This is a genomic window from uncultured Paraglaciecola sp. (assembly GCF_913020055.1).
GTDB lineage: Bacteria > Pseudomonadota > Gammaproteobacteria > Enterobacterales > Alteromonadaceae > Paraglaciecola.
This window is the reverse complement of sequence record NZ_CAJWCF010000025.1, coordinates 24,094-46,271: the sequence shown is the minus strand read 5'-3', so window position 1 is coordinate 46,271 and position 22,178 is coordinate 24,094. Positions and strand designations below refer to the sequence as shown.

Sequence of the window (22,178 nt, the reverse complement as noted above, 5' to 3'; positions counted from 1 at the left end):
TAAAGCGTAATTCATGCTGAAAATCAGCACGAAGAGGCAGGTATTACGTTGACATCACGGGAGCGTCCATATATGTCTTGTTTATTTGGCGTTATATGCATTAAATCCAAAACTGCCACTACTTTGCATTAGCTTTTCGTTCTTTTTGCATTGCTATATATTTAGCAATATTTTCATTTACTTTCGAAGGCTTTTGTTGGGACGGCTGAACATTTACTTTAGGTCTCTTATACAAGCTTAACTCTGCGTAATAGTTACGAAAGTAGAATGGAGGAACCATAGTGACAATAACGAGCGGAACGAAACGAAAAAGAAAATCCATTTCGGACCAATAAAAAAATCCTCCAGAAATTACAGAACATAAAATGATAATTCCATAGTCTCTATAAAAATTCTTTGGTATTTCGGGTTTCTTAGTCATTGGGTTACCGTTGCTTATAACGCCTCAAGAAGGTGCGCCGATCGAGGCGCCCCGCTTGCTTGATTTGTTATGCCCATCGATGTGCAGTCTCTCATCAACTATCTCAAATCACTCTGCCGGCAATCGAACGGATATACATCAGCCAACCAAATAACCCTCCAGCATATCCAATAAATTTTCAGTGAACCTATCATTTAGATGCTCTGGAGCATAAAGGGCATATTCACTAATCGTTCCTCTAACAACACGGATTATAAATTCGGTCGCAAATGAGGGCGATCGGTTTTTGCGAAGTTGCTGCTTGCGTTCCTTTAGCTCTTTTGTAGACAGCGGCAAATAGATCCGCAGAAGCTCGGCTTCGGCATTTGCGACTGCAAATTGAGGTACCTCGCGTATAAGAGCCACATGCAAGTCTAAGTTTGAGCGCACAAAATCAACATAGGCAGTGATATGCAATCGAAGCATATCGCTAATGGTGTCGGGAACAGCATTTTGAGCGCTCGCGCGGTATATCTTAGCGTCTTCTCTACGCCTAATTTCTGCAAATATCGCCTCCTTCCCAGGAAAATACTCATACAGAGATCCTATACTCGCACCCGCCCGCCCCGCGATCCGATTAGTGCTAGTTTTGTCATAACCAATCTCAAGTAATAACTGAGTAGCTGCTTCCAGAATGGCCTCGACAGTTGCTTTTGAGCGACGCTGTTTAGGAAGTTTCTTAAGCTCAAACAATGACTTAGATTTTATCCCTAGCATAAGCGTTCAATCCGAGTATTTAAACTGAGTGATAGCTCATATTATAGGGAGCACTACTTAATAGCAATTCACTTCACCAACGGAGCACCTATGCCAAAAGTAAAGCTTTTTGGATATGCCACTAGCCCTTACGTTCGAAAAACTGCGTGTTTTCTTTACTACAAAGGGATTGATTTCTCCCACGTTCCGGTTAACCCAATCAAACCCAAGGCCACCATTGGTCACACCAACGGCACACAGGTACCTGTGCTGGAAGTGGATGGTGAATGGAAACGCGAGTCCTCTGATCATGCCCTTTGGTTGGATGAACTCTTTCCAGGAAAACCGCTTTACCCCTTGGAGCATCGGGCAAAAATAGACGAAATTGATCGTTGGATAAGCGATACGTTCCTCATAAGTCTTTTCAGGCGCGCGATTGATGGCAACATTACCACTCAGTTTTTGCGCAGAGCATGGCGTCTGGCAGCGTTAGTGAGCGCGGATACCCCCCTGCCTTGGCCGGTACGCCTTATTTGGCCAGTGGGGCTTCGGAAAGCGCCTTTCATACAGCACATGGGCCAACATATGGATCTCACTGAGAGCCATGAGGACATGCAAGTTCGCATTCTTTCAGAACTCGTTGAGCACATTGGTGAAGGCCCCTATATGGGGGGGCTAAATCAGCCAACCATGCTTGATTTTGCTGTCTTTCCACAACTCGTATTTAACTACATGTTTGGGTTGGAGGAAGAGTTAAGCGCGGCGAAGCACCCGGTTATCAAGGGCTGGTTGAAGCGCGTTTCTCAACATTTGCCGAATAACCCAGCACTGGCAGCTGACAAAATGCAGGTCAATTCTCTCGCTGAGGCTCTTACCTAATTTCTAGTATTAAGCTTTTGAATGAATCCGTGGATCAAACTGAGTAGCGACTGTTCGTAGGTAATTTGGAAGCATAACAATTCAAATATGGGGCGCGGCTTTTTCGCGTCCCTGCCATGATTTGTTTGTTATATTTTGAACGCACAAGGAAATTTTATGCATTTTTCCCGCAACATTTCTTATATTTACGCCCGTTACCACAAATACAAGGATCGTTACGCCCAACTTTTGGAGTCGCCCTTACAATAGGACTTTTAGGTGGGCAACAACTTGTGTTACTGCAACTAGGCTCATTACCTTCAAGTAATTCATCGGATAATATTGTACTGTTTTCATTCATATTAACTTCAACTCTCTTTTAAAATTTTTACGTTGACCCTAAAAAATAAATATAACGCTTCAAATATGGGGCGCGGCTTTTTCGCGTCCCTGTCATGATTTGTTTGTTAGAGGCGCGTAACCACTGACCCTGCAATAAAGTCGTGAACAGCTCTTCTTTTGTTATTGGTTAACATAGTAATGAACTCCATCATAAACCAAGCAATTTGTATCCAAATGAGCACTTGAAACGCTTGGCTACCTTCGGCTGCTAAAAATGGATTGATACCATTTAAGATAGGCCCTGCCTCAATAAACAAAATTATAATAGAAGCGCCTATAATTACACTATCTCGGTATAGTGCTCTTTTATAAGTAAACGGTTCCCCACCTACTTTTGAGACTTTAATTTTCAGAAGCATTTTACCGATAGTTTGACCAAACTTACCGTGCATGTAGACCGAGTAAAAGTAATAACTTAACGTATGAACAAGGGCATAATAAATAAAATTAACTACACCATTCAGTTCCAACCCAAACAGCCAATCGCTAAAAAGTGCCATTGGCATAAAAATCAATCCATCGATTAATCCCGCCCAAAATCTAGGCCAAAACGTTTTATATTTATACTCAACCATGAGTGCCTCTAACGCTTAACATATGGGGCAATTACTTGCTGGCTATACTGCGCGAAGCGCCAGCCAGTGAGTAATTGTCCCAGTGAGCTTACGAACGAAATAATGTTTTTGTTAGAGGTCATATTTACAACGCCCCCCGTCTATTTTCATATTCACATGCTTACCGTCTGCTCTATCAAATGCAGACATATCAAAGTCAATGAATTTGCCTTTTAGCAGTTCTTCTTTGAAAAATGGGTGAGTGCAAACGAAAGCTAGAATGCCTGGCTTGTAGCTTGATGCAATCTCAGGGAGGCCATTAGATTCAAATTTGATCGATATATTAGTGTTCATATTAGAAAAGTGAGTAACCTTCGTAGTTACTCCTTGAATTCCAAATATTTTATTGTCAAAGACTTCACTGAGGTTTTTTTCGGTTTCAGATTCTTCGTAAAAAACATAAATCAGCGAAAAAATCGTAGTAATAATATACAACCCGAATCTCATGATTTTTTTATTATCGCTGGTCATTCCATTACCTTCGCTGACCTCTAACGCTTAACATATGGGGATTTTAGGAGCGCTTTTTCAGCGAGTAAAATTCCCACCATGATGTTTTTGTTAACTGCCATTGCTAATTACTACCACTGGCTTTTGACTATAAACATATTGATAACCAAAAGCGCTGATAATGACAATGACACCAAAGATATTAAGATACCGAGAAAAGGTTTTGTATTGTGTTTCATTGTTACGCTTATCGTAGTGGTCTACAACTACCAAAAGAGCATTTATGGCTGCGGTGATTAAAGCGCAAATGAATAAAATCAAACCTAAATTGGTGAACGTAACACCATTACTACCAACCCGACCCGGAAAATAAAAGCTGCCAGACAACCAACCATATATAGCCAAAAATATGAGGGTGCAGGCCCATATCATATTGAAAATGCGCGTCTTCTTCGGAATGTGATTATGCTTAAATTCTTCCATGACTCTCGTTGGCAGTTAACGCCTGCCTAAGCGGCAATTAATAATGGGCTAAAATATTGAGCGCAGCGACAATAGCCCATTGTTAATTGTCCGAGCGAGTTTACGAGCGAATTGCGGCACTTGTTAGGCTTCTCTACGCTGAATTTCGGTGTTTACAATGTTATTTATCTCTTGTGCTTTCCAGCCAACGATGGGTAACATTTTTTCGCCACCGTTTTTGCCCACGATATATACGATTTTAGTAAATCGTATATATCTAATATAACAGCCAGAGATGTCACTCCATGGAACCTGTTTATTACCCCAAATATTTTGATAGGAAATCCCATTATCGTCCACGTGAACCCAACCACTTTTTTGGTAAAGGGCAGTCCCATAAAAAATTAAGCAAGCAGTGCTAATAATAAAAGTTATTACACCTTCAAGGCTTTTGTCCGAAAAACTTGAATAAGAAAGAAATGCGAGGCCGCTAAAAAAGATAACAAAAAAAAGGTTTCTACCCGTCGAAGTCCAATAGTATGGTAATGATACCTCTGTTTGTCGCTGGCCCGACCAACCTTGTCGTATTGATAACTCCTTCTCAAGTATTTTTGTCCGGTCTGGGTATGCATTTTTATCAATTGAGGCCAAAGCCTCTTCTAGTTCTTCGATAGAGTAGTTTGAATAATCTGGTTCCAACCTTCCAATTCTCCAAGAAGCCTAACGCTTTTTATAAACGGCGCGCGTTTTTTGCGCGTCCAGTGGAGGCCGTTTTTTGGCCGTAACGATATTTAATAAATTTGTTAGGTGTTCCATATTGCTAGCCTAACGTTAAAAAACAAAATTGCCGCTGATAATGTTAACAAATATGCAGATTTTTTATTTTTACCAGAACGCCAGATTGTTTGTGACTCTTTAGCGCACACAAACAACAAAAACGCTGTTGAAATAAATATGACTACAAAAGTTGCAAACTGATTATCTTGATAAAAAGGCGTCGCCATCATCGAAGGACCTTCTGGTGGCTTAGAGAAGAGCCTCATAAATATACTTAAAGTCTTTGTTAATAGCTGTCCTGAAGTGTCTTGCTCAAATTGATAATTTGCTACAAATGTCATAAACAAGGCGAACGAAAGCATTATAGAGCTAATATATTTAACAAAATTCCCTGAACACCTAACGCCAAAATAACGGGCAAATATTGCTTGGCTATAATTTTGGAACGAAGTGACAAAAGCCAAGCAGTATCTGTCCTTGTTGATTTTTCTTGTTATACGTCATTTAGCAACATGCGACATATAGGTTCGTAATTATTACATTTAACTATGTTGTCTTCGACCTGTAAATCGAAGCTTGAATCTAGGTAAGGATTATTAATAACAAAATTCCGTATCTTTTCTTCTTGATTTTTAAAGTTAAGTTTTGAGATATCCCAATTACAATGGATAAAAGAGTTTCTAATATAGAAAAGAATATCTAAAATTTCTTTGTGGATAGCTATTTTTAATTGGCTTCTGAAATTATCTTTATTTCCATATTCCGTTTCAACCAAATGGCAAAAAGTTGAAAGCGTTAATCCTTGAGTTAAACCATTCCAATATTCACGATTTTCATTAAACTTAGCGTCAAAGGTTAGATCTACATGCGCCTCACGTAAAAATGCAGACCCAACCGCTCTGAATGTTTCGAATAAAACTCCATCTGAAATCGATGACATTTACGTGAACTCCATAGACGTATAACGCCCCAAGCAGGGGATTTTGTGAGTGTTTTTCAACGAGTGAAATTCCCGCTGACTTGGCTTGTTATGTCCTGAATGCACATCAGTAGTCATCATAATACTTTTCAAACAACTCTTTTGATTCTTGTTCGTCATTTGTGAGTAAGCTTTCATTATAACTAATCTCCACTAGCCCATCATTTAGAGGGAATGAAACAATCACAAACTCCATATAGTGATTTATTCCCCATGGATTAGGCGACCCTAAAGTCGTGTTTTGACTTATGTGCTTCATCGAATTTTTATGGACGAATGTTGCCGTTAGTTCAGGCGTTTTTCTGAAATAGTTGATGTCTATTTGGACAAGTTTAACTCCCATATTCGCCAGTTCTGGCTTTTTATCCAGTAGGAACTCTCTCGCATCAGCTTCAATTTGTGAAGGGTTAAGAGCAGCCAAATTAGGCCATTCAACTTCCATTTCCCTAGCTTCGGTTATAAGTGAAATAAACGCTAAAACTATAATCGATAGAAACTTCAATCGTTTCTCCCTAGCTAAAATGATTGGCGACATAACGCTTAACATATGGGGATTTTAGGAGCGCTTTACCAGCGAGTAAAATTCCCACCATGATGTTTTTGTTATAAGCACTATTCAATTTTGGCACCACATTTATGACATTGATCTTGCGGCCAACGCAACGAGAATACACTTAGGCCACGTAATACTTGCTTTGCGCCACAGTGAGGGCAGGCCAACTTTATAGCATAGACAATAGCAAAAATACCCCAGCCCATTCCAAGCCAATATGTCCAATTCTCAAGATGGTAGAAGTTTGAAGCGTCAAAATTATTTGAGGAGGTATTGTGTATTAGTGTAATGATCAACTGAATCACCAAAATACCAATCAACCTCAACTTATATTTATTCATTGAACGCAGGCTTCCATGTGCTTATAACGCTTCGCATAAACAGCGGAGCAAGTTGGACGCTTTTTTGCGCCGTGTGTTTTGCAAAAAACCGGCCTGCTTGCGGAGTCAGGTTTGATGCGTTTGTTAGGCATAATTAGTGCCCAAATCCATACTTTAAAAAAATTGCAAAAAACCAAGTCAGAACAAATGTACTTATATACAATTTATTCGAAGCTAAACTTAGTGACACTGGCTTAGAGTTTATTAAGGAATATATCTTTTTACGATCGCTAAACAATAGTGATAGCAACATGAAAAGGAAAAAAACATTTATATACTGAGTGCCTTGCCAACCAAGTGAAAATGGGATTATTAAGACACACATATGCATTGGGAGTAGCATTAGGCTTGCAATTAAACGAAAACGACTTATGAGTAACAAACCACCTACTAGTGTTTGCATTATTGCAATAAAATAACCGAACAAGCCTAAACTATATTTTGATAATTCATCTATTAGCCAAACAGGACCAATGATATTAGGGAAGCTGGGGAATAATTTACTTAGTCCCGCAGAAAAATATACTATCCCGAGAGTCACTTGAAAGACGGTTAAAAAATAACTCCATTTAATGCTGCTCAAAACTTTTCCTTTATGCCTAACGCTTAACATATGGGGATTTTGGGAGCGCTTTTTCAGCGAGTAAAATTCCCACCATTATGTTTTTGTTATACCCCATCAGCATGCTTAAAAATAGAACTAAGTTGCTCATTATTTAATGGGCCGTATTTGTCTTCACACATCAAACAAAAGTTAGCACCCGACGAACGCCCAATTTCTTGAAATGTCCGTAGCTCTGACGAAGTGTATCCACCTTCTTGTTTTGTAACAAAGTGGAAAAGAACGATTGGCTTAATTAGTCGATTATAAACTGGCCCGTAGTACTTTATTATTTCTGATATTACCTTTTCCAATTCTCGCCAATCGCCAGCAAGTGTTCTTGGGTGATTGAGGCCACTACACAAGTATTTCTTTTCTTCAGTGCAACCCTGAAGGCGAGTAACGAAGTACCCTTTGTATACTTTGATATAAATGCATCTTCGAATTTTCATATAGGGGTATAACACCCCAATAAGCCGACGAAAAGAGCGCAGCGAGTTGAGGTCGGATTAATTGGTTTGTTAGATTTCTATAGATCTCGCACGCTCGTATATTTCTACTATCCAATCTTTTTCTGTCGATGATATACATCGAAAAGGTATTGGCAATCCTCCATCATCGTCAATCAGTATCAACCCCTCGGATGATTGATATATCTCTGTCAATTCACTCCAAGAAACCGTAAGTGTGCCTTGTTTGGTTTTTCGGGATATATCTGATTCGGTTATCATGAACTCACACACCGGCATCTCACGTTTTTTAAAGTAAAAAAATATGGATGCAACCGTTCGGATTAAGAAACGCAACGGCCTAACTAGATATCTAGCATTCACAGCTTTCTCCAAATGTTTTTCTCTATCTTTTTCTTGAAGTACGTGTATGCAGTAGTCTCCAACAATAGAGCAGTACTCTTCGAGGGTGTAACTCACAGAAAACTCAATTATCACTGAACCACCAAGAAATCTAACAATATTAATAACACGCAAAAGCCCGTGTTTAAACACGGGCTTTTGCCGTATATAAATTTGCCCCTATTCTATACATAGACGTTAAGTTATTACAACTTATAGAGTTTTCCAGATCTTAAATTAACTTCACTGCGGATATACGGCATTTACCCGTGATCTTGCATATATACGGGTTAGACACTATAACTGTATGTAAATACAGTTAATTTGGTTCCAAAAATATGAAAAAGTCTCCTTTTTTAACTCATGTATCTGAATCGATGTATCAACGGCACTATGCGAAGAAAACAATTGAAAGTTATATTCATTGGATTTATCGCTTTATCTGTTTTCATCAAAAACGACATCCTGCACAAATGGGAGATAACGAAGTCGAGCAATTTTTGAATTATATGGTATTTAAATTAGATTCGGCACCAAGTACCCAAGCTAGTGCGCTCAATGCGTTGGTTTTTCTATACAAGGAAATAATTAAAAAACCACTGAGAATTAAATTGAATTTCATGAAAAGTAACCGACAAGCAAAGCTGCCCGTAGTATTAACGTTTGAAGAAGTGAAAAGCCTTTTTGAATTTGTTAATGCTAAACATAGACTGCTGATATCGCTGCTTTATGGCAGTGGCCTAAGATTAATGGAAGCGGTTCGGTTAAGAGTAAAAGACGTTGATTTTGATTATTCCTGTTTAAAGATTTGGTACGGAAAAGGAGGGCGGCACAGAGTGGTGACTTTGGCACCTGAGTTACATCAGGCGATACGTAGCCAAATTGTATTAGTAGAACAATACTTACAATCCGATCTCGCTCATCCTGAATATGCAGGGGTTTATTTACCCAATCGGCTTAGAATTAAGTATCAAAGCGCAATTAAAACGTTACCTTGGCAATACTTGTTCCCAAGTATAAAACTGTCAATTGATCCCGAGAGTAAACTCCTGCGCAGACACCATAGTGATGAAACAACGGTACAAAAAAGTGTTCGTAGCGCTGCATTTAAAGCAAAGATCCAAAAACACGTCACCCCACACACCCTACGCCACTCATTCGCCACCCACTTACTGCAATCAGGCGCCGACATTCGTACAGTGCAAGATCAATTAGGCCATGCCGATTTACGTACCACTCAAATATATACCCACATTTTACAACGTGGCGGTAATTCGGTAGTCAGCCCTTTATCTCGATTATGCAGTTAGATTGGGCTTATAGAATGTGATCCTAATTATTTAAATCACGCCATTCACTATTGGCTCAAACGTAGTCAAACTATCCTTTAAAACAGAACTACCCAAACCATTCTGAGGGAAGAAATTGTCAAAATTGCCTTGTTCACCATGCAGCGCCATATAATTCAAAATGACTGTTTCAACCAACAAGTTAACGTTGTTAGCGGCGGGTGTTGCGGCGGTTTCGACTGATGCATCGTTACGCATGTAACCAATTTGTTGGTGTTGGGCTTGGGTATCTGGTGTAGCGCCGATTAATTGTGGTGTGCCACCTGGGTTGTAGACTAAAAAGAACGAGGATGCGGTAGATGAGTTATCGCCGGTCCACACGCCTTTTCCTCGGCCATTCACTGAATCGTCAATCATACCGTTACTGGCTACCGAGCCATCACTGCACACATACATCATCAAAGGCACACCTACGCGTGCTGCATATTCTAAACATGCGCCCATGCAGCGCCCGGCGCGTAAGTCCCGTACTTCACCTGTTGATCTATCACCCGTATGGTAATCAAAACCACCCATAGTGATGGTGCCAGCGCCGGCAAAACCGTTGATCACTAGTTTCATTGTGGAGGCGGTTTTTCTAAATTCGCCATCGCTGTCGAACTCTTGTTGGGTAAAAATGCCATTTTCACCGACTATGTCGGCATCCAGCTCAGGATTAAGGGAAGACGGATCGCCAAATCTATCGGTGATATCTGCACTTTTAACGTAACCACAATTAACCAAGTCTTTTAATACATCGTCAGTGGTGATTTGGGTGTTGACTTTGCCCAGCTTCATGGCGCTAATCCGTTGAATTGACTCCATTACCGCGACCGAATCTTGCTGGCTTAATAAACCAACTAAATCCCCTGTGTCGACCAAGCCTGTTACATCAGACGGTCGGTCGACTTTGGTGGGGCGTTTGGAGGTATCGATCATGGCCGCTGGTGCCATAGAGTTACCACCAGAGTCTGAATTACGGGAGCCAATTAAGGTTAATAACGAACCATCAGAGCCTACTTTATTAATGCCATACATAGGGTTATGCGGGTTATTGCCAGTATCATTTTCAGAACGGGCAGGTATAACGGCACCGTTTACATTGGCGCGATTAGTCACATTCAATTTATCCTGAATGCCTCTTAAAAACGCACTGTCTGAATGAAACGCTAAACCTAGTTCGGTATTGATAAAATCACTTAAACCCGTATCTGGATTAGCAATCGAGGGAATAACATCGCCGGGCAAACCAAGTTTGCTATATCCAGCGGTACTCAGAAAGTCTAATTGTCCACCACGACCACCTACTAATACATTGGAGCCAGAAATATTTGCGCCACCGGCTAAATCAAACACAATAAAAGGAATTTTCCCAGCGCCTTGGGTAGCAATACCACAACTACTTTTTAGTGCTTCTAAGTCTGGCGATAAACTCGCATGGGCTTTACCCGGGTTGGCAAATAAACTGAATACCGAACCACTCAGTGCAGTGCCCATACCAGCCATAAAACCTTGAGCGATAAAGTCACGTCGGGTAACAGGTTTAGCGTGGCAGGCATGATAAAGAGGATCGTTTAAGCCAATTGGTTTGTTGTTTTTCATCTTTATTTACCTTTTATTGCAAAGTAATGGCAGCGCTGCCTAAAGCACCGGCACACACTGCTTTGACGACTGTTTTGGTGTAGTTGGCATCACACACTTTGTCACCACTGCAATCGGTTAAACGGGTGATTAAATTATCTAATTCATCGAAAACGTCGGTGTTGTCTGGTTGGTCATTAAGACTCGTACCCAACATCATTGTGGTTAAGGGGGTGAGTACTAAACTTCTGTCTTGATTGGTAAACGCCACAGAGGCATTTTGAGTAAAATCAAAACCAGTAAAATAATTGTCTCTTAGGTTGTCAATCTCAATTAATTGATCGCAATATTTAATCGCCATTTGGGTGACCGCCATCTGATTCGAGGCTAAAAATCCGTCCATGTTAGTGACTGCAGGCAGTTGTTGTTTTAACTGTTCAAAGGCACTTTTAACCGCAGGGTTGTTCATGGGCACAGTTGTAACTGTCGACATGCTGGCATTAATTTCGGCAAAATTACGCATGCCGATTTGTGCTTGTGCTGCTATATCTACATTGGCGGCGGGTGCTGGAGGATCCGCTTCTACCACAACGTTTGTTTGCTCAGCTAATACTTCAAATGTTAAGAAAAACTCATCCACCCCAGCGCCTTTCTCCACTGGGATAATGGTGCCTAAAGTTGATAATGGTTGTCCTTGTCCCGAGATATAATCGGCTTGAGTCAGCTGGGTATCGAGGTTTTGATACACCTGACCTACATTCGATTCGCGGCCATTAATCCCAATCCGCATACCTTTTAACGGTGTGTCTGGGATACTGGCATTGCTATCTAAGGTGACAAAAAATGGTTCGCTAAAGAGGTAGCTGTAACTATCAAATTGACTGACCTCCAACACCACATAACTTTGTGCAATATTGGTGATTTCGCTGACTTCAAACAACAACAAGAATTTTTGGCCTATGCCTACATCAAAGTTTTGGGTCACCTGTTCGGCGCTTAATATACGGTTATGAATAGCCACCATTCTGATAGAGCCTGCCCAAGGAATGTCACCCGACACTTCATTGCCTAATACAAAGGCGTAACTGTTGTTCCAGTCTGCAAAGTGTCCTACTTCGGTATTGTCTGCATCACCGGTATATTGGCCATTCACAAATATTTGTCTGCCATTGGTCGAATCGTAATTCACGACTACATGTTGCAAACTGGCTTGTAACACTTCTGTCGCATCGGCAGTGGATAACGCCGGTTGCCCGTCTAAATTTGTTTTGTCGGTGCGTAGCAAATAATCGTAGTTATACAGGGTTTGCCCTAAGGTAAAGTTACGGGTGGTAGCACCGCCAGAATAACTGATGATCCTAGCGGGTCCTTCTTGGGTAACATTGGCTGGTACTACCCATGCTTCAATCGAAAATTCGCCTGTCGCTGTGACTAAGTCATGTATTTTTTTACTGCTAGTGGTTGAACCTTGGGCTTTGCCATTAATTAATTGGATACCCCAACCGCCTATCCAGTTCACGTCGCCATTTAAGGTCAGATTAATGGCTGGCTCAACACCACTGGTATCAAATGCGGTAGTGCCAGATCCCGTTTTGAATTCCCATTTGGCTATCACATCATTTTCAAAACGCCCGCCACCTGTAGCAAGTGTGCCATCAAATAGGGTGAGTGCTTTGCTGTTGATTAACAGCCCATCTAATTCGGTGAGATCAATGCCGTCAGCCATGTTTTGAATAGCGCTGATAAGATCATTCGCATTGCTGGTGCAATCGCTCCAACAATTATGAAACTCGTCTCGGACCCTGCCTACAAAACGAGAGTTAGCCGGTAAGTCCAGATTGAGCCGCGCTTTGGATGCTTCATAGGCTTCATCAATATCGCTCGACGCAAAGTAAGGTGAAATTGAAATGGTGGCTGAATTGGTGTGGCAATTAGCACAGTAGGTTTCTAATAATGGATACACAGTGTCGGCAAACAGTTGCGCGTCTGCTGGAAAGTTTTTATTCGCGCCAGGATCTTTGGCAGTAGGTGCTTCTAGCTGTATTTCGTTAGCGGTACTTTCTGTGGCTGCCCAGTTGCTTATCCAAGTTGTCATTATGTCTGCGCAAGCGGCGTCGCTAGTTAACCAACAGTTGTGCCCACCCGCTACTTTTGTGACTAAGCTAGACTCTTCTGGCGAGGAAAAATTGACTAATGGGTTTGCCGCGCTGTACGCCAAGTTAATGTCATCGTTACGAGCAAAAGCTGGTGTTTGTTCATCTTGTACATGGCAGGCACCGCATCGTTCTTGCGAGCTTATATTGTCCCATAGCTCTAATTTAAACTGCGTTACGTCTGGTGTGGATGCAACAGGGCCAGAATAGGTAATGGGCGCGTTTTCTTGAGGAGCGGGAGCGGGTGTTTGTATTACATCAGCCGTGCCACCACCACACGCCGTTAACAATGAAGCAGTTAACGCTAAACCTAATATTGTAAGGTGTTTATGTAGCTTGATTGTAGGTAAAAAAGTTATGTCATTGCGCATTCTCATTCCCCTTTACAGTAGTCAGCGGAATCGGCAAACACTTGTTTTATGTTGAAGCCCGTACTGGTAAATGTGTTGGTCATGCTGTTTATTTTTGTTCTGTCAGCGAAATCTTGTGGTGAGCGTAGGCAGATATTTTCAAATACTTTGGTCACTTGGCAACTGGCAAACTGTTGACTATTGGCAAGTTCTTGGCCCATAGATTTAGCACCGCTACCGTTATCAGGCAAAGATTCATCCCAACCAAGGTTTTTATTTAACCCCTGTCGCCAATAATTACTCCAATTGTCGTTGTTGGTGATAAAGCCATAGGGAAAATTATTACTGTTTATGTGATATTTACCCTGCACTTGAGTACCGGTATTTGCGTCTATTTGACCTGACTGATTGTATTCTAATGCACCTTGTTCACCATCGGGGTCACTGTCAACGTTGTACTCGTAGTTATAATAAGCAAATGCTTGGGCCAAGGGATCCATACCTGAGTGACAGCCTACACATGAGTTATTAAATATGCGGCTATCGCCACCGGGACTGCGACTCACATCTTGGCGAATTCGATCTGGGCTGCGGCTAGTGTCTTTTAAGCCTTCTAAATCTGTGCACATATGATTGATTAAAGTAAAACGAAACATGGCGCGATTGGTGCCGTCTTTAAAATATGATTTGGCCGCTGCACGTGTGGTCATCAGCCCGGCTGTTGCTTCTGCTGGTAAACCTGTCACAGCTGATTGGGTGGTGGCTTGTAATACGTCTTTTAAATCAGCACTTTGGTCTTCTAAAGCCTGATAGTGGGCGTTGCTAGTGTTCGAATAAGCGGGCACACCGGCACTTGAATTAGCTATATACAGAATATCGCCACTGAGTATTTGCCTAAAATCAACTTCGTCGCGTGCGATACCAATCACAGTAGCGGTATAGTCATTCAAAGGTGCAAATACATCAGCGTCTTCGTTTGTCCAAGGTGTGACCCAATTTTTTAAGGTCACAGAATAAAAGGCTGAGTGGTCCATAGCGATGTCTGCTGCCCCGCGCACATCACCTGTGCTTATAAGGTTTTCCATTTGATCTAGTACAGCGTTACTCGGAGGAACCCCAGCCAATCGGTCATGCATACGTTTGGCTTGTTCTCTTGTGCCCGCATAGGTCTGCGGCAGAGTGGATAGACTGACAATAATTAATGCCCAAGTGATAGCGATTTTACTTCCGCCAATTTGCCTGACTAGATATTTCAAATTGGAACTCCTCTTACCGCCAGTAACGATTTGTTTGGCTTGTTATGGGTTTTAGTCAATAAATCCATTTATCACAATACTGCTGAAGCAAGTTAGGTTTAGTTATTCATACCTAAATAGACTGGTTTAGCGAATAAAGCGCAGTTACCAAGGAAAAATCACAGCAAAACTGACGGGATGCCTCCAGCACGAATTACGCCACCTAGTTTAATGCTTTGAATTGCTTGGAGTTTATGGAATTTGATGCAAACAAAATGTTCACTCTAGCAATAAGAGTGTCACTTATTTCAGACTTTATTTTTTAAGTTATGAGACTTTTATTTACCTTCTGTGTCGGTAGAGGTATAACTAATTTGTTATTTATCAGATGATTAGATGTTTTTTGATAGACGGTTGTCGGTGTCGTTAATTTCATACATCGCCTGCAACATTAAATGTAGCCAAATATATTTAATCAACCCCTTTGCTCTAATTGCATCATTTTCATTTAAGGTATTGAATAGTATTCCTAATGATAAAACCATAAATTGTTCAGCAAAGCCGTTAATGCAAGTATCCATCGCCTATTAATTGGCAAAGTAGCAGTCTGTAGACAGTATTTCCCTACAGCAGATACTGATAGTCTATTAGCGTTTTTATTAACCATAGTGAAAATACCGTGAAACATTGGTTCTTACCGAAACTTACCCATATTAAACTGACACGTGCAGCAGTTGTTGTACTTTGTCTGCAGTTTATAGGCTGTGGTGGTGATCAACTATTAACGGCCGAGCAAGAACCCGATCCTGTGGTAGTGGATGTGCCTATCGCTTATATCAAAAGGCCAGCGCCATTAAATGAAGATTCGGCACTGGTAACGCAAGACTTACGTATTCCCAATGCCTTTTTGCCCGGCGCGCAATTATTTGTCAAACCAAGGGCGTCAGTCAGTGCCCTTGAGCAAAACATTAGTGATCGTGCATTTTTTTCCGAACAAGAAATTTTGGCCGCAACAGACACATCACCATTGGCCGGTTACGATGTAAAAGACTTGTCTGTGTCATATGACGGCACGCGTATACTCTTTGCTATGCGTGCGCCAGAAATTGAAGATGCCGACGATGACGAACAACCCACTTGGAATATTTGGCAGTATGATTTAGCGACAGATACACTAACGCGTATTATTGTCTCCGATTTAGACGCTGAATTCGGCCAAGATACCTCGCCAACCTATTTGCCTGACGGGCGTATTGTGTTTAGCTCGACTCGCCAACAGGCTAATCAAGCACTTTTATTAGATGAAGGAAAACCGCAATATCAAGCCTTGGATGAAGACCGCGATGAAACTGCATCTGTTTTACATGTAATGGCTGCAGATGGTGGTGATATTCAACAGATATCCTTCAACCAAAGTCACGATCTTAATCCTATAGTACTCAGTTCAGGTAAAATTCTATTTAGTCGTTGGGACAACGCAGCCAACAACAACAGTATCAACATTTACCAAATGAATGCCGATGGCAGTAGCTTAGAAATTGTCTATGGTCGTCACAGTCATAGCAGTGAACTCGCAAATGAAGCGTTACAATTCACCCAATTAACTGAACAACCGAATGGCCAATTATTGGCCGCGCTTCGCCCCTTTGTTAGTAATGATTGGGGCGGTGAATACGTTAATATCGATATCGCTAATTATATTGATAACACTATGCCAATTGCTTCGCAAAGTGGCCTAAATGGACCGGCACAAGTATCAGCCTTGTTCGATAATATTCTAATTGATGGCGGTATTTCACCTGGTGGTCTGTTTTCAACTGTCTATCCACTTTGGGATAGTAGCCAAAGGATGTTGTTTAGCTGGAGCCAATGCAGAGTATATGATCCCGAACAAGTTTTGGCTGAAGGTGACGTTCGCACTATTTTACCTTGTAATGATGAATTGATAGCCAACCCACAAGTTGAAACCGCACCTTTGCTGTTTGGATTATGGATGTTTGACCCTATTGAAAATACTCAGTTAGTCATAAATGTACCTGAGGAAGGTCAATTTTATACTGATGTAGCGGCCATGCAGCCTAGTGCTTTTCCTGCAGATGCACAACAGGCTGAGGAATTTGATCAAGATTTAGCCAACAATGATTTGGGCCGCGTACATATTAAAAGTGTCTATGATTTTGCCGGTATCGACGTTACCGCACAAGGCATTGCAATACTCGCCGACCCCACTCAAACGCCCGTTGAAGATAGACCCGCCAGATTTTTACGAATTGTAAAAGCAGTATCTATTCCTAATGATGAAGTACGGGACTTTGATAACTCAGCTTTTGGTCGTAGTAGCAATCAATTGATGCGTGAAATTATTGGTTATGTGCCTGTGGAGCCTGATGGTTCGGTATTATTTGATGTACCTGCCAATGTACCTTTGGCGTTCAGTATACTGGATGAAAACGGTAAACGCGTGACTGAAAGACATCAGAATTGGTTGCAATTTGCGCCTGGAGAAGTGCGCACATGTAATGGCTGTCATACCCAAGGTAGCGAAGCGCCGCATGGTCGTACAGATGCACAAGCAGACAGTATAAATTTTGGTGCACTTAGCACTGGTAATCCTTTTCCTAATAGCAATCCTGCTTTGTTTGCCGATTTAGGCGATACAATGGCGCAAACATCAGGCAGAATTAACGGTATCAACTATCCTTCACAAGATATCAATTTTGAAGATATCTGGACCGACCCTGCTATGCAAACTCCGGCAACCAGTTTTACCTATCGATATGCCGATCTACAATCTTCTTTACCTATTACCGCTGCTTGTGCCCTTAATTGGACAAGTTTATGCCGTATACAAATTCATTTTCCAGAGCATATTCAACCGATATTTTCCTTAGACAGACAAGTGTTTGATGAAGATGGCCTAACGCTCCTCGACGACCAAAGTTGTTTAAGTTGTCATACACCTGAAGGCGAAGATGGTTTAGCGCAATTACCTGCAGCCCAGTTGGATTTGCGGGCTACGCCTTCGACTGAAAACGCAGATTTTCTCACCAGTTATCGTGAGCTGATGTTTGCTGATAATGAACAAGAATTGGTAGAAGGTGTGTTACTCGATCGTTTGGTGATTGTCACAGATCAAAACGGCAATACTGTATTTGAGCTCGACGAAGAAGGTGAGTTAATACTGGATGCAGAGGGTAACGCTATTCCAGTGACTCAGACCGTAGGTGTGGGTAATAGTATGTCGGTCAACGGCGCAAGATCGAGTGCAAGATTTTTCAGCCCATTTAATCCAGGTGGCACCCATAATGGCTGGCTAACACCTGCCGAACTAAAACTACTATCTGAATGGTTAGATATTGGTGGTCAGTATTATAATAATCCTTTTGCGGCGCCGGTAAACTGATGGTAATCGACTTCAAAAAGGTATATTTCAATTCTATCCAGCTAGCTAAGCTTGGCTGCGTAATGTGTCTAATGCTCGGGCTAATTTTTCATCAAGTATTAGCCGATGACAACGTACAAGTACAGATTCAACAACCCTATATCGACTTACATTCAGGTCCCGCTGGTGGTTTTCCGATTATTTATGTTGCTGCGAAAAATGAATGGATCACCGTATTAAAACGCAGAACCAACTGGTTTAAAGTCGAAACCGTTAAAGGTGTGCAAGGTTGGGTAAAACAAGATGCATTACATTTAACCCAAAGCAGTAGCGGTCAAGCTGTGAAGTTATCCGACGGGTCATTTGAGTCTTTCGCACAACGAGATTTTGAATTTGGCGCTATGGGCGGTTCATTTGAAGGTGTGCCTTCTATGACAGTTTTTGCTGATTGGGTGGCAACTGAAAACCTCGTCGCAGGGGTAAGTGTGACCCAAGCCTTGGGTGACTTATCTGAAAATCAATTCTTTTTAGTGCGAGTGCAACATACCACTTTTCCCGAATGGCGGGTGTCACCTTACGTGACATTGGGTGCTGGGCAAATTCGTACCAAACCTAGAGCCAATTTAGTCCAAAGTGGCGATGAAGCGCGCACCAGTGATTTATTAGCCGCTGGTTTAGGCCTGCGTTATTACATCGCACAAAATTTTATGCTTAAGCTTGAATATCAGCACCTTCAAGCTTTAACCAACAGAGACGAGAACGAGGATTTAGAACAATGGAAATTGGGATTCGCAGTTTTTTTCTAGCCATGCTGTGCACAGTGACAAGTTTTTCTTTGTATGCACAACAAGGCTCTCAACAAAGCTCGCAACAAGAAGCTGAACAAAGTGTTATCGAGCCTAATATCGAGCGTAGAGATATTAACGAAGCCAATATCGATTCAGAAAACTTTGAGTTTGGTTTGTTAGTGGGCGTGATCAGCATTGAGGATTTTTCATCGAGTATGGTGGTAGGTGCACGCGCCGCTTATCACGTTAATGAAGACTTTTTTGTTGAAGCCACTTATGGACAAGCAGATGCTGGAGAAACCAGCTTTGAAGTGCTTAGTGGTGGTGCGCCGTTTTTAACCGATGAAGAACGCAATTTTCGTTATTACAATGTGTCTTTGGGTTACAACTTGAATGGCGAAACTTTTTTCACTGACAATTTGGTGTTTAATTCAGCTACCTATCTCACCTTAGGTGCAGGCAGTACCGAATTTGGCGGCGATGAAAGGTTCACTCTTACCTTAGGAGCGGGATACCGCTTGTTGCTGACTGACTATTTTGCTTTGCACTTAAACGTGAAAGATCACCTGTTTAATTCTGAGCTAATCGGCGCAGAAAAAACCACACACAATATTGAATATGGCCTAGGTGCCACGTTCTTTTTTTAGTCCGTTTTACATTTATTGAGAGACTATCTTATGCTGTTATATGTTAAAGATTTCGACCCAAAAACCAGTGCCAAATTTTACAGTCGTTTAGGGTTGGCAGTGGTTTTTATTAGCCTGTTCTTGACCTCAATGAATAGTTTAGCGGCCAATGCCAAAGGACCCGCGCCAGATTTTACTTTGGCCAGTAAAGATGGCGGTAATGTGCGTTTGCAGGAGCAACTTGGCAATGTGGTTTTAATCAATTTTTGGGCCTCGTGGTGTGGACCATGTCGAGAAGAATTACCTTATTTAGAGACGTTACAACAAGAATATGCCGATTTGGGTTTTACCATTTTGGCAGTCAACGTGGATGAAAATCCTTCCAAGGCCGATATTTTGTTAAACGATATTCCCGTTTCTTTTCCCGTTTTATTTGATGTGAATGACGATGTCAGCAAATTATATAAAGTGAAAGCTATGCCTACTACTGTGATTGTGGATCGCGATGGTAATCAACGTCTTTTGCACCACGGATACAAAAGTGGTGATGAAGTGAAATACAAACAAGCTGTTAAAGCGTTACTTCGGGAGTAAGTTGTGAAGGCAATTAAATCAACTCATTTGCGTTTGCTACTGGTCATCATGGTATCGGGTTTTGCCAGTGGCTGTAGCAGCACATTTGAACCTTGGGTCAAGCCCTATGAGCGTGACAACTTGGCTGACCCGATTATGAGCATGAATCGCAACCCTGTATCGCTTGCATATACCCATCATGCCTATCAAGCTCGAGAGGGTGCCAGAGGTGCCGAAGGTGGAGCAGGAGGCGGTTGTGGTTGTAATTAAACAGAAAACGATTACGCCTAGTGGCACGGTAAGAAAATTGATAATTCGATTAATAATTGCCTGCATCATAGTTGGCTTGTTTGTTTGGCAGGCGTTTGCTGCCGTGTTGCCACAAGATCGCTCTGACGCGATGTATCACTCCTACCAAGGTGGCGGTATGTCAATCGATGGTCCGTCTATTTTGTTACGTAAAAAAATAGGTAACCATGTGTCTGTTTCCGCAAATTATTACGTCGACACCATTTCTGGTGCATCCATAGATGTGTTAGCTACCGCCAGCCCTTATGCAGAAGAACGTACTGAAAATAGCGTGGGCGTTGATTTTCTACATAATAAAACCTTAATGAGTTTGAACTACACCACTAGTTCAGAAAACGACTTTGAAGCTCAGTCGATACATTTTGGTGTTAGCCAAGATTTTTTTGGTGACCTCACAACACTTAGTTTAGGTTATTCGAAAGGCAACGATGAAGTAGGAAAAACCGGTGACGAAAGTTTTTTAGAGTTAGCCGAGCGACAAAATTATCAGTTAGGTGTCACCCAGGTGATTACCAAAAATATGATACTTGGCTTGAGTGTGGAAAACATATCTGATCAAGGATATTTGAATAATCCTTATCGTTCAGTGCGTTTTATCGATGCCAGTAGTGCCCGTGGTTACCGTTTTGAAACTGAGGTTTACCCCAACACTCGCAGAAGTAATGCGGCTTCGATTACGGCTAATTATTATTTGCCTTATCGTGCATCTGTATATGGTGAAGCTAAGGTGTTTTCTGATTCTTGGGGCATACAAGCGAATACCTATAAGTTGGGTTATATCCATACATTTGGCGATGACTGGATTGTGGAAATGCGTGCTCGCCATTATCAACAAGACAAAGCCGATTTTTATCAGGATTTGTATACGCGAAGTGCTGAATTTAACTTCCGAGCACGTGATAAAGAAATGAGTACCTTTAACAACTTGTCGTTGGGTTTAAGTTTGACCTACGAGTTTCAATTTTCCGCCGCCAACTTTTTTAAGAAAAGCACAATTAACCTCGATTTTGACCACGTGAATTATAACTATGACGATTTTAGAAACGTTTTGGTTAATAGCACATTAGAGGGTGACACTAGCGGTATAGCGCCAGTAGGTGAAGAACCGCTTTATCAGTTTTCGGCTAATATTACACGTTTTTACGTGTCCATATTTTACTAGTGTCCTTTGATTTATTAAGGGTTATAGGAAGTATATACCAATGAGTTTTTATTCTAAAAAAGTAGCAAATATCCATCCCATTCACTGGGCGGTATTTTTGTTTTGTAGTCTTTTGCTGAGCATCAGTTTAAACCTCAATGCTCAGCAAAGTGATGAGCCTGTCGACAACACTGTTGCTGAACAATTACAGCAACTGCGAAAAGAAGTAGTTGCCCTTAACCGTGATTTGTTTGTGCTGGAAGAAGATTTATTGTTTCCATCTAGCACCCAAGTGGTGGTGTATCTTTCCCTGGACGTAGGCACTTATTTTAATTTGGACGCAGTTGAGCTGAAAATTAACGACAAAGTGGTCACCCATCACCTGTATACCGAAAAACAAATTCAAGCCTTGTTCAAAGGTGGGGTGCAAAAGTTACATATTGATAATTTAGCCCAAGGCGAACATCAGCTCAGTGCGTTTTTTATTGGTAAAGGGCCACAAGACAGAGAGTACAAACGAGCCACTAGTATCAGCTTCACCAAAACCGCTGAAGCCAAATCGTTGGAGCTAAGCGTTATTGATTCTAGCGTTAAACAACAGCCTGTTTTTGAGGCGGTTGAACTTTAAT

25 protein-coding genes are annotated in these 22,178 nt (G+C 41.5%); 9 read left to right on the top strand and 16 right to left on the bottom strand.

Annotated elements, in window-relative coordinates; all coding sequences use genetic code 11:
• Window positions 1-118: 118 nt before the first annotated feature.
• A complete protein-coding gene (locus tag QZ488_RS07560) occupies window positions 119-421 on the bottom strand; it encodes a hypothetical protein (protein ID WP_293747228.1) in 303 nt (100 codons plus the stop codon).
• A gap of 138 nt (window positions 422-559) precedes the next feature.
• Entirely contained in the window at window positions 560-1,177 is a 618-nt protein-coding gene (locus QZ488_RS07555; protein ID WP_293747227.1) for a TetR/AcrR family transcriptional regulator, read from the bottom strand.
• Window positions 1,178-1,267: 90 nt separating this feature from the next.
• On the opposite strand from QZ488_RS07555, the gene QZ488_RS07550 reads away from it, so the two are divergent.
• On the top strand, window positions 1,268-2,035 hold the full coding sequence (locus QZ488_RS07550) for a glutathione S-transferase family protein (protein ID WP_293747226.1): 768 nt from the start codon (window positions 1,268-1,270) through the stop codon (window positions 2,033-2,035).
• A gap of 154 nt (window positions 2,036-2,189) precedes the next feature.
• Here the strand turns inward: QZ488_RS07550 and QZ488_RS07545 are convergent, their stop codons facing one another.
• From QZ488_RS07545 to QZ488_RS07495, 11 genes are all read right to left on the bottom strand, one after another.
• Window positions 2,190-2,375, bottom strand: a complete 186-nt coding sequence (locus QZ488_RS07545) for an SEC-C metal-binding domain-containing protein (protein WP_081589039.1) — start codon at window positions 2,373-2,375, stop codon at window positions 2,190-2,192.
• A gap of 106 nt (window positions 2,376-2,481) precedes the next feature.
• The gene (locus QZ488_RS07540; RefSeq protein WP_293747225.1) at window positions 2,482-2,991 is read right to left on the bottom strand and encodes an RDD family protein; all 510 of its coding nucleotides are present in this window, start codon (window positions 2,989-2,991) and stop codon (window positions 2,482-2,484) included.
• Window positions 2,992-3,102: 111 nt separating this feature from the next.
• Window positions 3,103-3,501 carry a hypothetical protein gene (locus QZ488_RS07535; RefSeq protein ID WP_293747224.1) on the bottom strand — a complete coding sequence of 133 codons (399 nt, stop codon included), beginning with the start codon at window positions 3,499-3,501 and terminating at the stop codon, window positions 3,103-3,105.
• A gap of 90 nt (window positions 3,502-3,591) precedes the next feature.
• Window positions 3,592-3,963, bottom strand: a complete 372-nt coding sequence (locus tag QZ488_RS07530; RefSeq protein WP_293747223.1) for a hypothetical protein — start codon at window positions 3,961-3,963, stop codon at window positions 3,592-3,594.
• Between the two features lie 123 nt (window positions 3,964-4,086).
• Window positions 4,087-4,641: a PH domain-containing protein gene (locus tag QZ488_RS07525; protein WP_293747222.1), complete on the bottom strand. Its 555-nt coding sequence runs from the start codon at window positions 4,639-4,641 to the stop codon at window positions 4,087-4,089.
• 104 nt (window positions 4,642-4,745) lie between these two features.
• Window positions 4,746-4,985: a hypothetical protein gene (locus QZ488_RS07520; RefSeq protein ID WP_293747221.1), complete on the bottom strand. Its 240-nt coding sequence runs from the start codon at window positions 4,983-4,985 to the stop codon at window positions 4,746-4,748.
• Between the two features lie 227 nt (window positions 4,986-5,212).
• Window positions 5,213-5,659: a hypothetical protein gene (locus tag QZ488_RS07515; RefSeq protein WP_293747220.1), complete on the bottom strand. Its 447-nt coding sequence runs from the start codon at window positions 5,657-5,659 to the stop codon at window positions 5,213-5,215.
• A gap of 106 nt (window positions 5,660-5,765) precedes the next feature.
• A complete protein-coding gene (locus QZ488_RS07510; protein WP_293747219.1) occupies window positions 5,766-6,200 on the bottom strand; it encodes a hypothetical protein in 435 nt (144 codons plus the stop codon).
• Window positions 6,201-6,310: 110 nt separating this feature from the next.
• Complete coding sequence (locus QZ488_RS07505) at window positions 6,311-6,592, bottom strand: hypothetical protein (RefSeq protein WP_293747218.1); 282 nt, start codon at window positions 6,590-6,592, stop codon at window positions 6,311-6,313.
• Window positions 6,593-7,300: 708 nt separating this feature from the next.
• Entirely contained in the window at window positions 7,301-7,684 is a 384-nt protein-coding gene (locus tag QZ488_RS07500; protein ID WP_293747217.1) for a hypothetical protein, read from the bottom strand.
• Window positions 7,685-7,753: 69 nt separating this feature from the next.
• A complete protein-coding gene (locus QZ488_RS07495) occupies window positions 7,754-7,963 on the bottom strand; it encodes a YcxB family protein (RefSeq protein WP_293747216.1) in 210 nt (69 codons plus the stop codon).
• Between the two features lie 458 nt (window positions 7,964-8,421).
• Here QZ488_RS07495 and QZ488_RS07490 point away from each other — a divergent pair, with 458 nt between their 5' ends.
• Window positions 8,422-9,393: an integron integrase gene (locus QZ488_RS07490; protein ID WP_293747215.1), complete on the top strand. Its 972-nt coding sequence runs from the start codon at window positions 8,422-8,424 to the stop codon at window positions 9,391-9,393.
• Between the two features lie 30 nt (window positions 9,394-9,423).
• Here the strand turns inward: QZ488_RS07490 and QZ488_RS07485 are convergent, their stop codons facing one another.
• From QZ488_RS07485 to QZ488_RS07475, 3 genes are read right to left on the bottom strand one after another with little or no spacing between them, the layout of a single operon-like run.
• A complete protein-coding gene (locus QZ488_RS07485; protein WP_293747214.1) occupies window positions 9,424-11,013 on the bottom strand; it encodes a general secretion pathway protein GspF in 1,590 nt (529 codons plus the stop codon).
• A gap of 13 nt (window positions 11,014-11,026) precedes the next feature.
• A complete protein-coding gene (locus QZ488_RS07480; RefSeq protein WP_293747213.1) occupies window positions 11,027-13,516 on the bottom strand; it encodes a LamG domain-containing protein in 2,490 nt (829 codons plus the stop codon).
• A gap of 2 nt (window positions 13,517-13,518) precedes the next feature.
• A complete protein-coding gene (locus tag QZ488_RS07475) occupies window positions 13,519-14,751 on the bottom strand; it encodes a hypothetical protein (RefSeq protein ID WP_293747212.1) in 1,233 nt (410 codons plus the stop codon).
• A 658-nt stretch (window positions 14,752-15,409) separates the two neighbouring features.
• Between QZ488_RS07475 and QZ488_RS07470 the strand changes: the two genes are divergently transcribed.
• From QZ488_RS07470 to QZ488_RS07440, 7 genes are all read left to right on the top strand, one after another.
• Complete coding sequence (locus QZ488_RS07470) at window positions 15,410-18,133, top strand: hypothetical protein (protein ID WP_293747211.1); 2,724 nt, start codon at window positions 15,410-15,412, stop codon at window positions 18,131-18,133.
• A 71-nt stretch (window positions 18,134-18,204) separates the two neighbouring features.
• On the top strand, window positions 18,205-18,918 hold the full coding sequence (locus QZ488_RS07465) for an SH3 domain-containing protein (RefSeq protein WP_293747210.1): 714 nt from the start codon (window positions 18,205-18,207) through the stop codon (window positions 18,916-18,918).
• Window positions 18,888-19,547, top strand: coding sequence for an outer membrane beta-barrel domain-containing protein (locus QZ488_RS07460; protein WP_293747209.1), 660 nt, complete (start codon window positions 18,888-18,890; stop codon window positions 19,545-19,547). The genes QZ488_RS07465 and QZ488_RS07460 overlap by 31 nt, the downstream gene beginning before the upstream one ends.
• Window positions 19,548-19,577: 30 nt before the next feature.
• Window positions 19,578-20,120 carry a TlpA disulfide reductase family protein gene (locus QZ488_RS07455; RefSeq protein WP_293747208.1) on the top strand — a complete coding sequence of 181 codons (543 nt, stop codon included), beginning with the start codon at window positions 19,578-19,580 and terminating at the stop codon, window positions 20,118-20,120.
• A gap of 3 nt (window positions 20,121-20,123) precedes the next feature.
• Window positions 20,124-20,369: a DUF4266 domain-containing protein gene (locus tag QZ488_RS07450; protein ID WP_293747207.1), complete on the top strand. Its 246-nt coding sequence runs from the start codon at window positions 20,124-20,126 to the stop codon at window positions 20,367-20,369.
• Window positions 20,356-21,570, top strand: a complete 1,215-nt coding sequence (locus QZ488_RS07445) for a DUF3570 domain-containing protein (protein ID WP_293747206.1) — start codon at window positions 20,356-20,358, stop codon at window positions 21,568-21,570. Before QZ488_RS07450 ends, QZ488_RS07445 begins: the two co-directional genes overlap by 14 nt.
• Before the next feature lie 40 nt (window positions 21,571-21,610).
• Window positions 21,611-22,177 (top strand): hypothetical protein, encoded by a 567-nt coding sequence (locus QZ488_RS07440; protein ID WP_293747205.1) that lies wholly within the window; start codon window positions 21,611-21,613, stop codon window positions 22,175-22,177.
• Window position 22,178 lies beyond the last annotated feature (1 nt).

Excerpts from the sequence above, each read along its gene's own strand:
- QZ488_RS07480 (WP_293747213.1), bottom strand. The coding sequence starts at position 13,516 with ATGCGCAATGACATAACTTTTTTACCTACAATCAAGCTACATAAACAC.
- QZ488_RS07460 (WP_293747209.1), top strand. The coding sequence starts at position 18,888 with ATGGAAATTGGGATTCGCAGTTTTTTTCTAGCCATGCTGTGCACAGTG.
- QZ488_RS07520 (WP_293747221.1), bottom strand. The coding sequence starts at position 4,985 with ATGAGGCTCTTCTCTAAGCCACCAGAAGGTCCTTCGATGATGGCGACG.
- QZ488_RS07560 (WP_293747228.1), bottom strand. The coding sequence starts at position 421 with ATGACTAAGAAACCCGAAATACCAAAGAATTTTTATAGAGACTATGGA.
- QZ488_RS07465 (WP_293747210.1), top strand. The coding sequence starts at position 18,205 with ATGCTCGGGCTAATTTTTCATCAAGTATTAGCCGATGACAACGTACAA.
- QZ488_RS07515 (WP_293747220.1), bottom strand. The coding sequence starts at position 5,659 with ATGTCATCGATTTCAGATGGAGTTTTATTCGAAACATTCAGAGCGGTT.
- QZ488_RS07545 (WP_081589039.1), bottom strand. The coding sequence starts at position 2,375 with ATGAATGAAAACAGTACAATATTATCCGATGAATTACTTGAAGGTAAT.
- QZ488_RS07530 (WP_293747223.1), bottom strand. The coding sequence starts at position 3,963 with ATGGAAGAATTTAAGCATAATCACATTCCGAAGAAGACGCGCATTTTC.
- QZ488_RS07440 (WP_293747205.1), top strand. The coding sequence starts at position 21,611 with ATGAGTTTTTATTCTAAAAAAGTAGCAAATATCCATCCCATTCACTGG.
- QZ488_RS07455 (WP_293747208.1), top strand. The coding sequence starts at position 19,578 with ATGCTGTTATATGTTAAAGATTTCGACCCAAAAACCAGTGCCAAATTT.
- QZ488_RS07500 (WP_293747217.1), bottom strand. The coding sequence starts at position 7,684 with ATGAAAATTCGAAGATGCATTTATATCAAAGTATACAAAGGGTACTTC.
- QZ488_RS07540 (WP_293747225.1), bottom strand. The coding sequence starts at position 2,991 with ATGGTTGAGTATAAATATAAAACGTTTTGGCCTAGATTTTGGGCGGGA.
- QZ488_RS07535 (WP_293747224.1), bottom strand. The coding sequence starts at position 3,501 with ATGACCAGCGATAATAAAAAAATCATGAGATTCGGGTTGTATATTATT.
- QZ488_RS07495 (WP_293747216.1), bottom strand. The coding sequence starts at position 7,963 with ATGATAACCGAATCAGATATATCCCGAAAAACCAAACAAGGCACACTT.
- QZ488_RS07485 (WP_293747214.1), bottom strand. The coding sequence starts at position 11,013 with ATGAAAAACAACAAACCAATTGGCTTAAACGATCCTCTTTATCATGCC.
- QZ488_RS07550 (WP_293747226.1), top strand. The coding sequence starts at position 1,268 with ATGCCAAAAGTAAAGCTTTTTGGATATGCCACTAGCCCTTACGTTCGA.
- QZ488_RS07505 (WP_293747218.1), bottom strand. The coding sequence starts at position 6,592 with ATGAATAAATATAAGTTGAGGTTGATTGGTATTTTGGTGATTCAGTTG.
- QZ488_RS07555 (WP_293747227.1), bottom strand. The coding sequence starts at position 1,177 with ATGCTAGGGATAAAATCTAAGTCATTGTTTGAGCTTAAGAAACTTCCT.
- QZ488_RS07490 (WP_293747215.1), top strand. The coding sequence starts at position 8,422 with ATGAAAAAGTCTCCTTTTTTAACTCATGTATCTGAATCGATGTATCAA.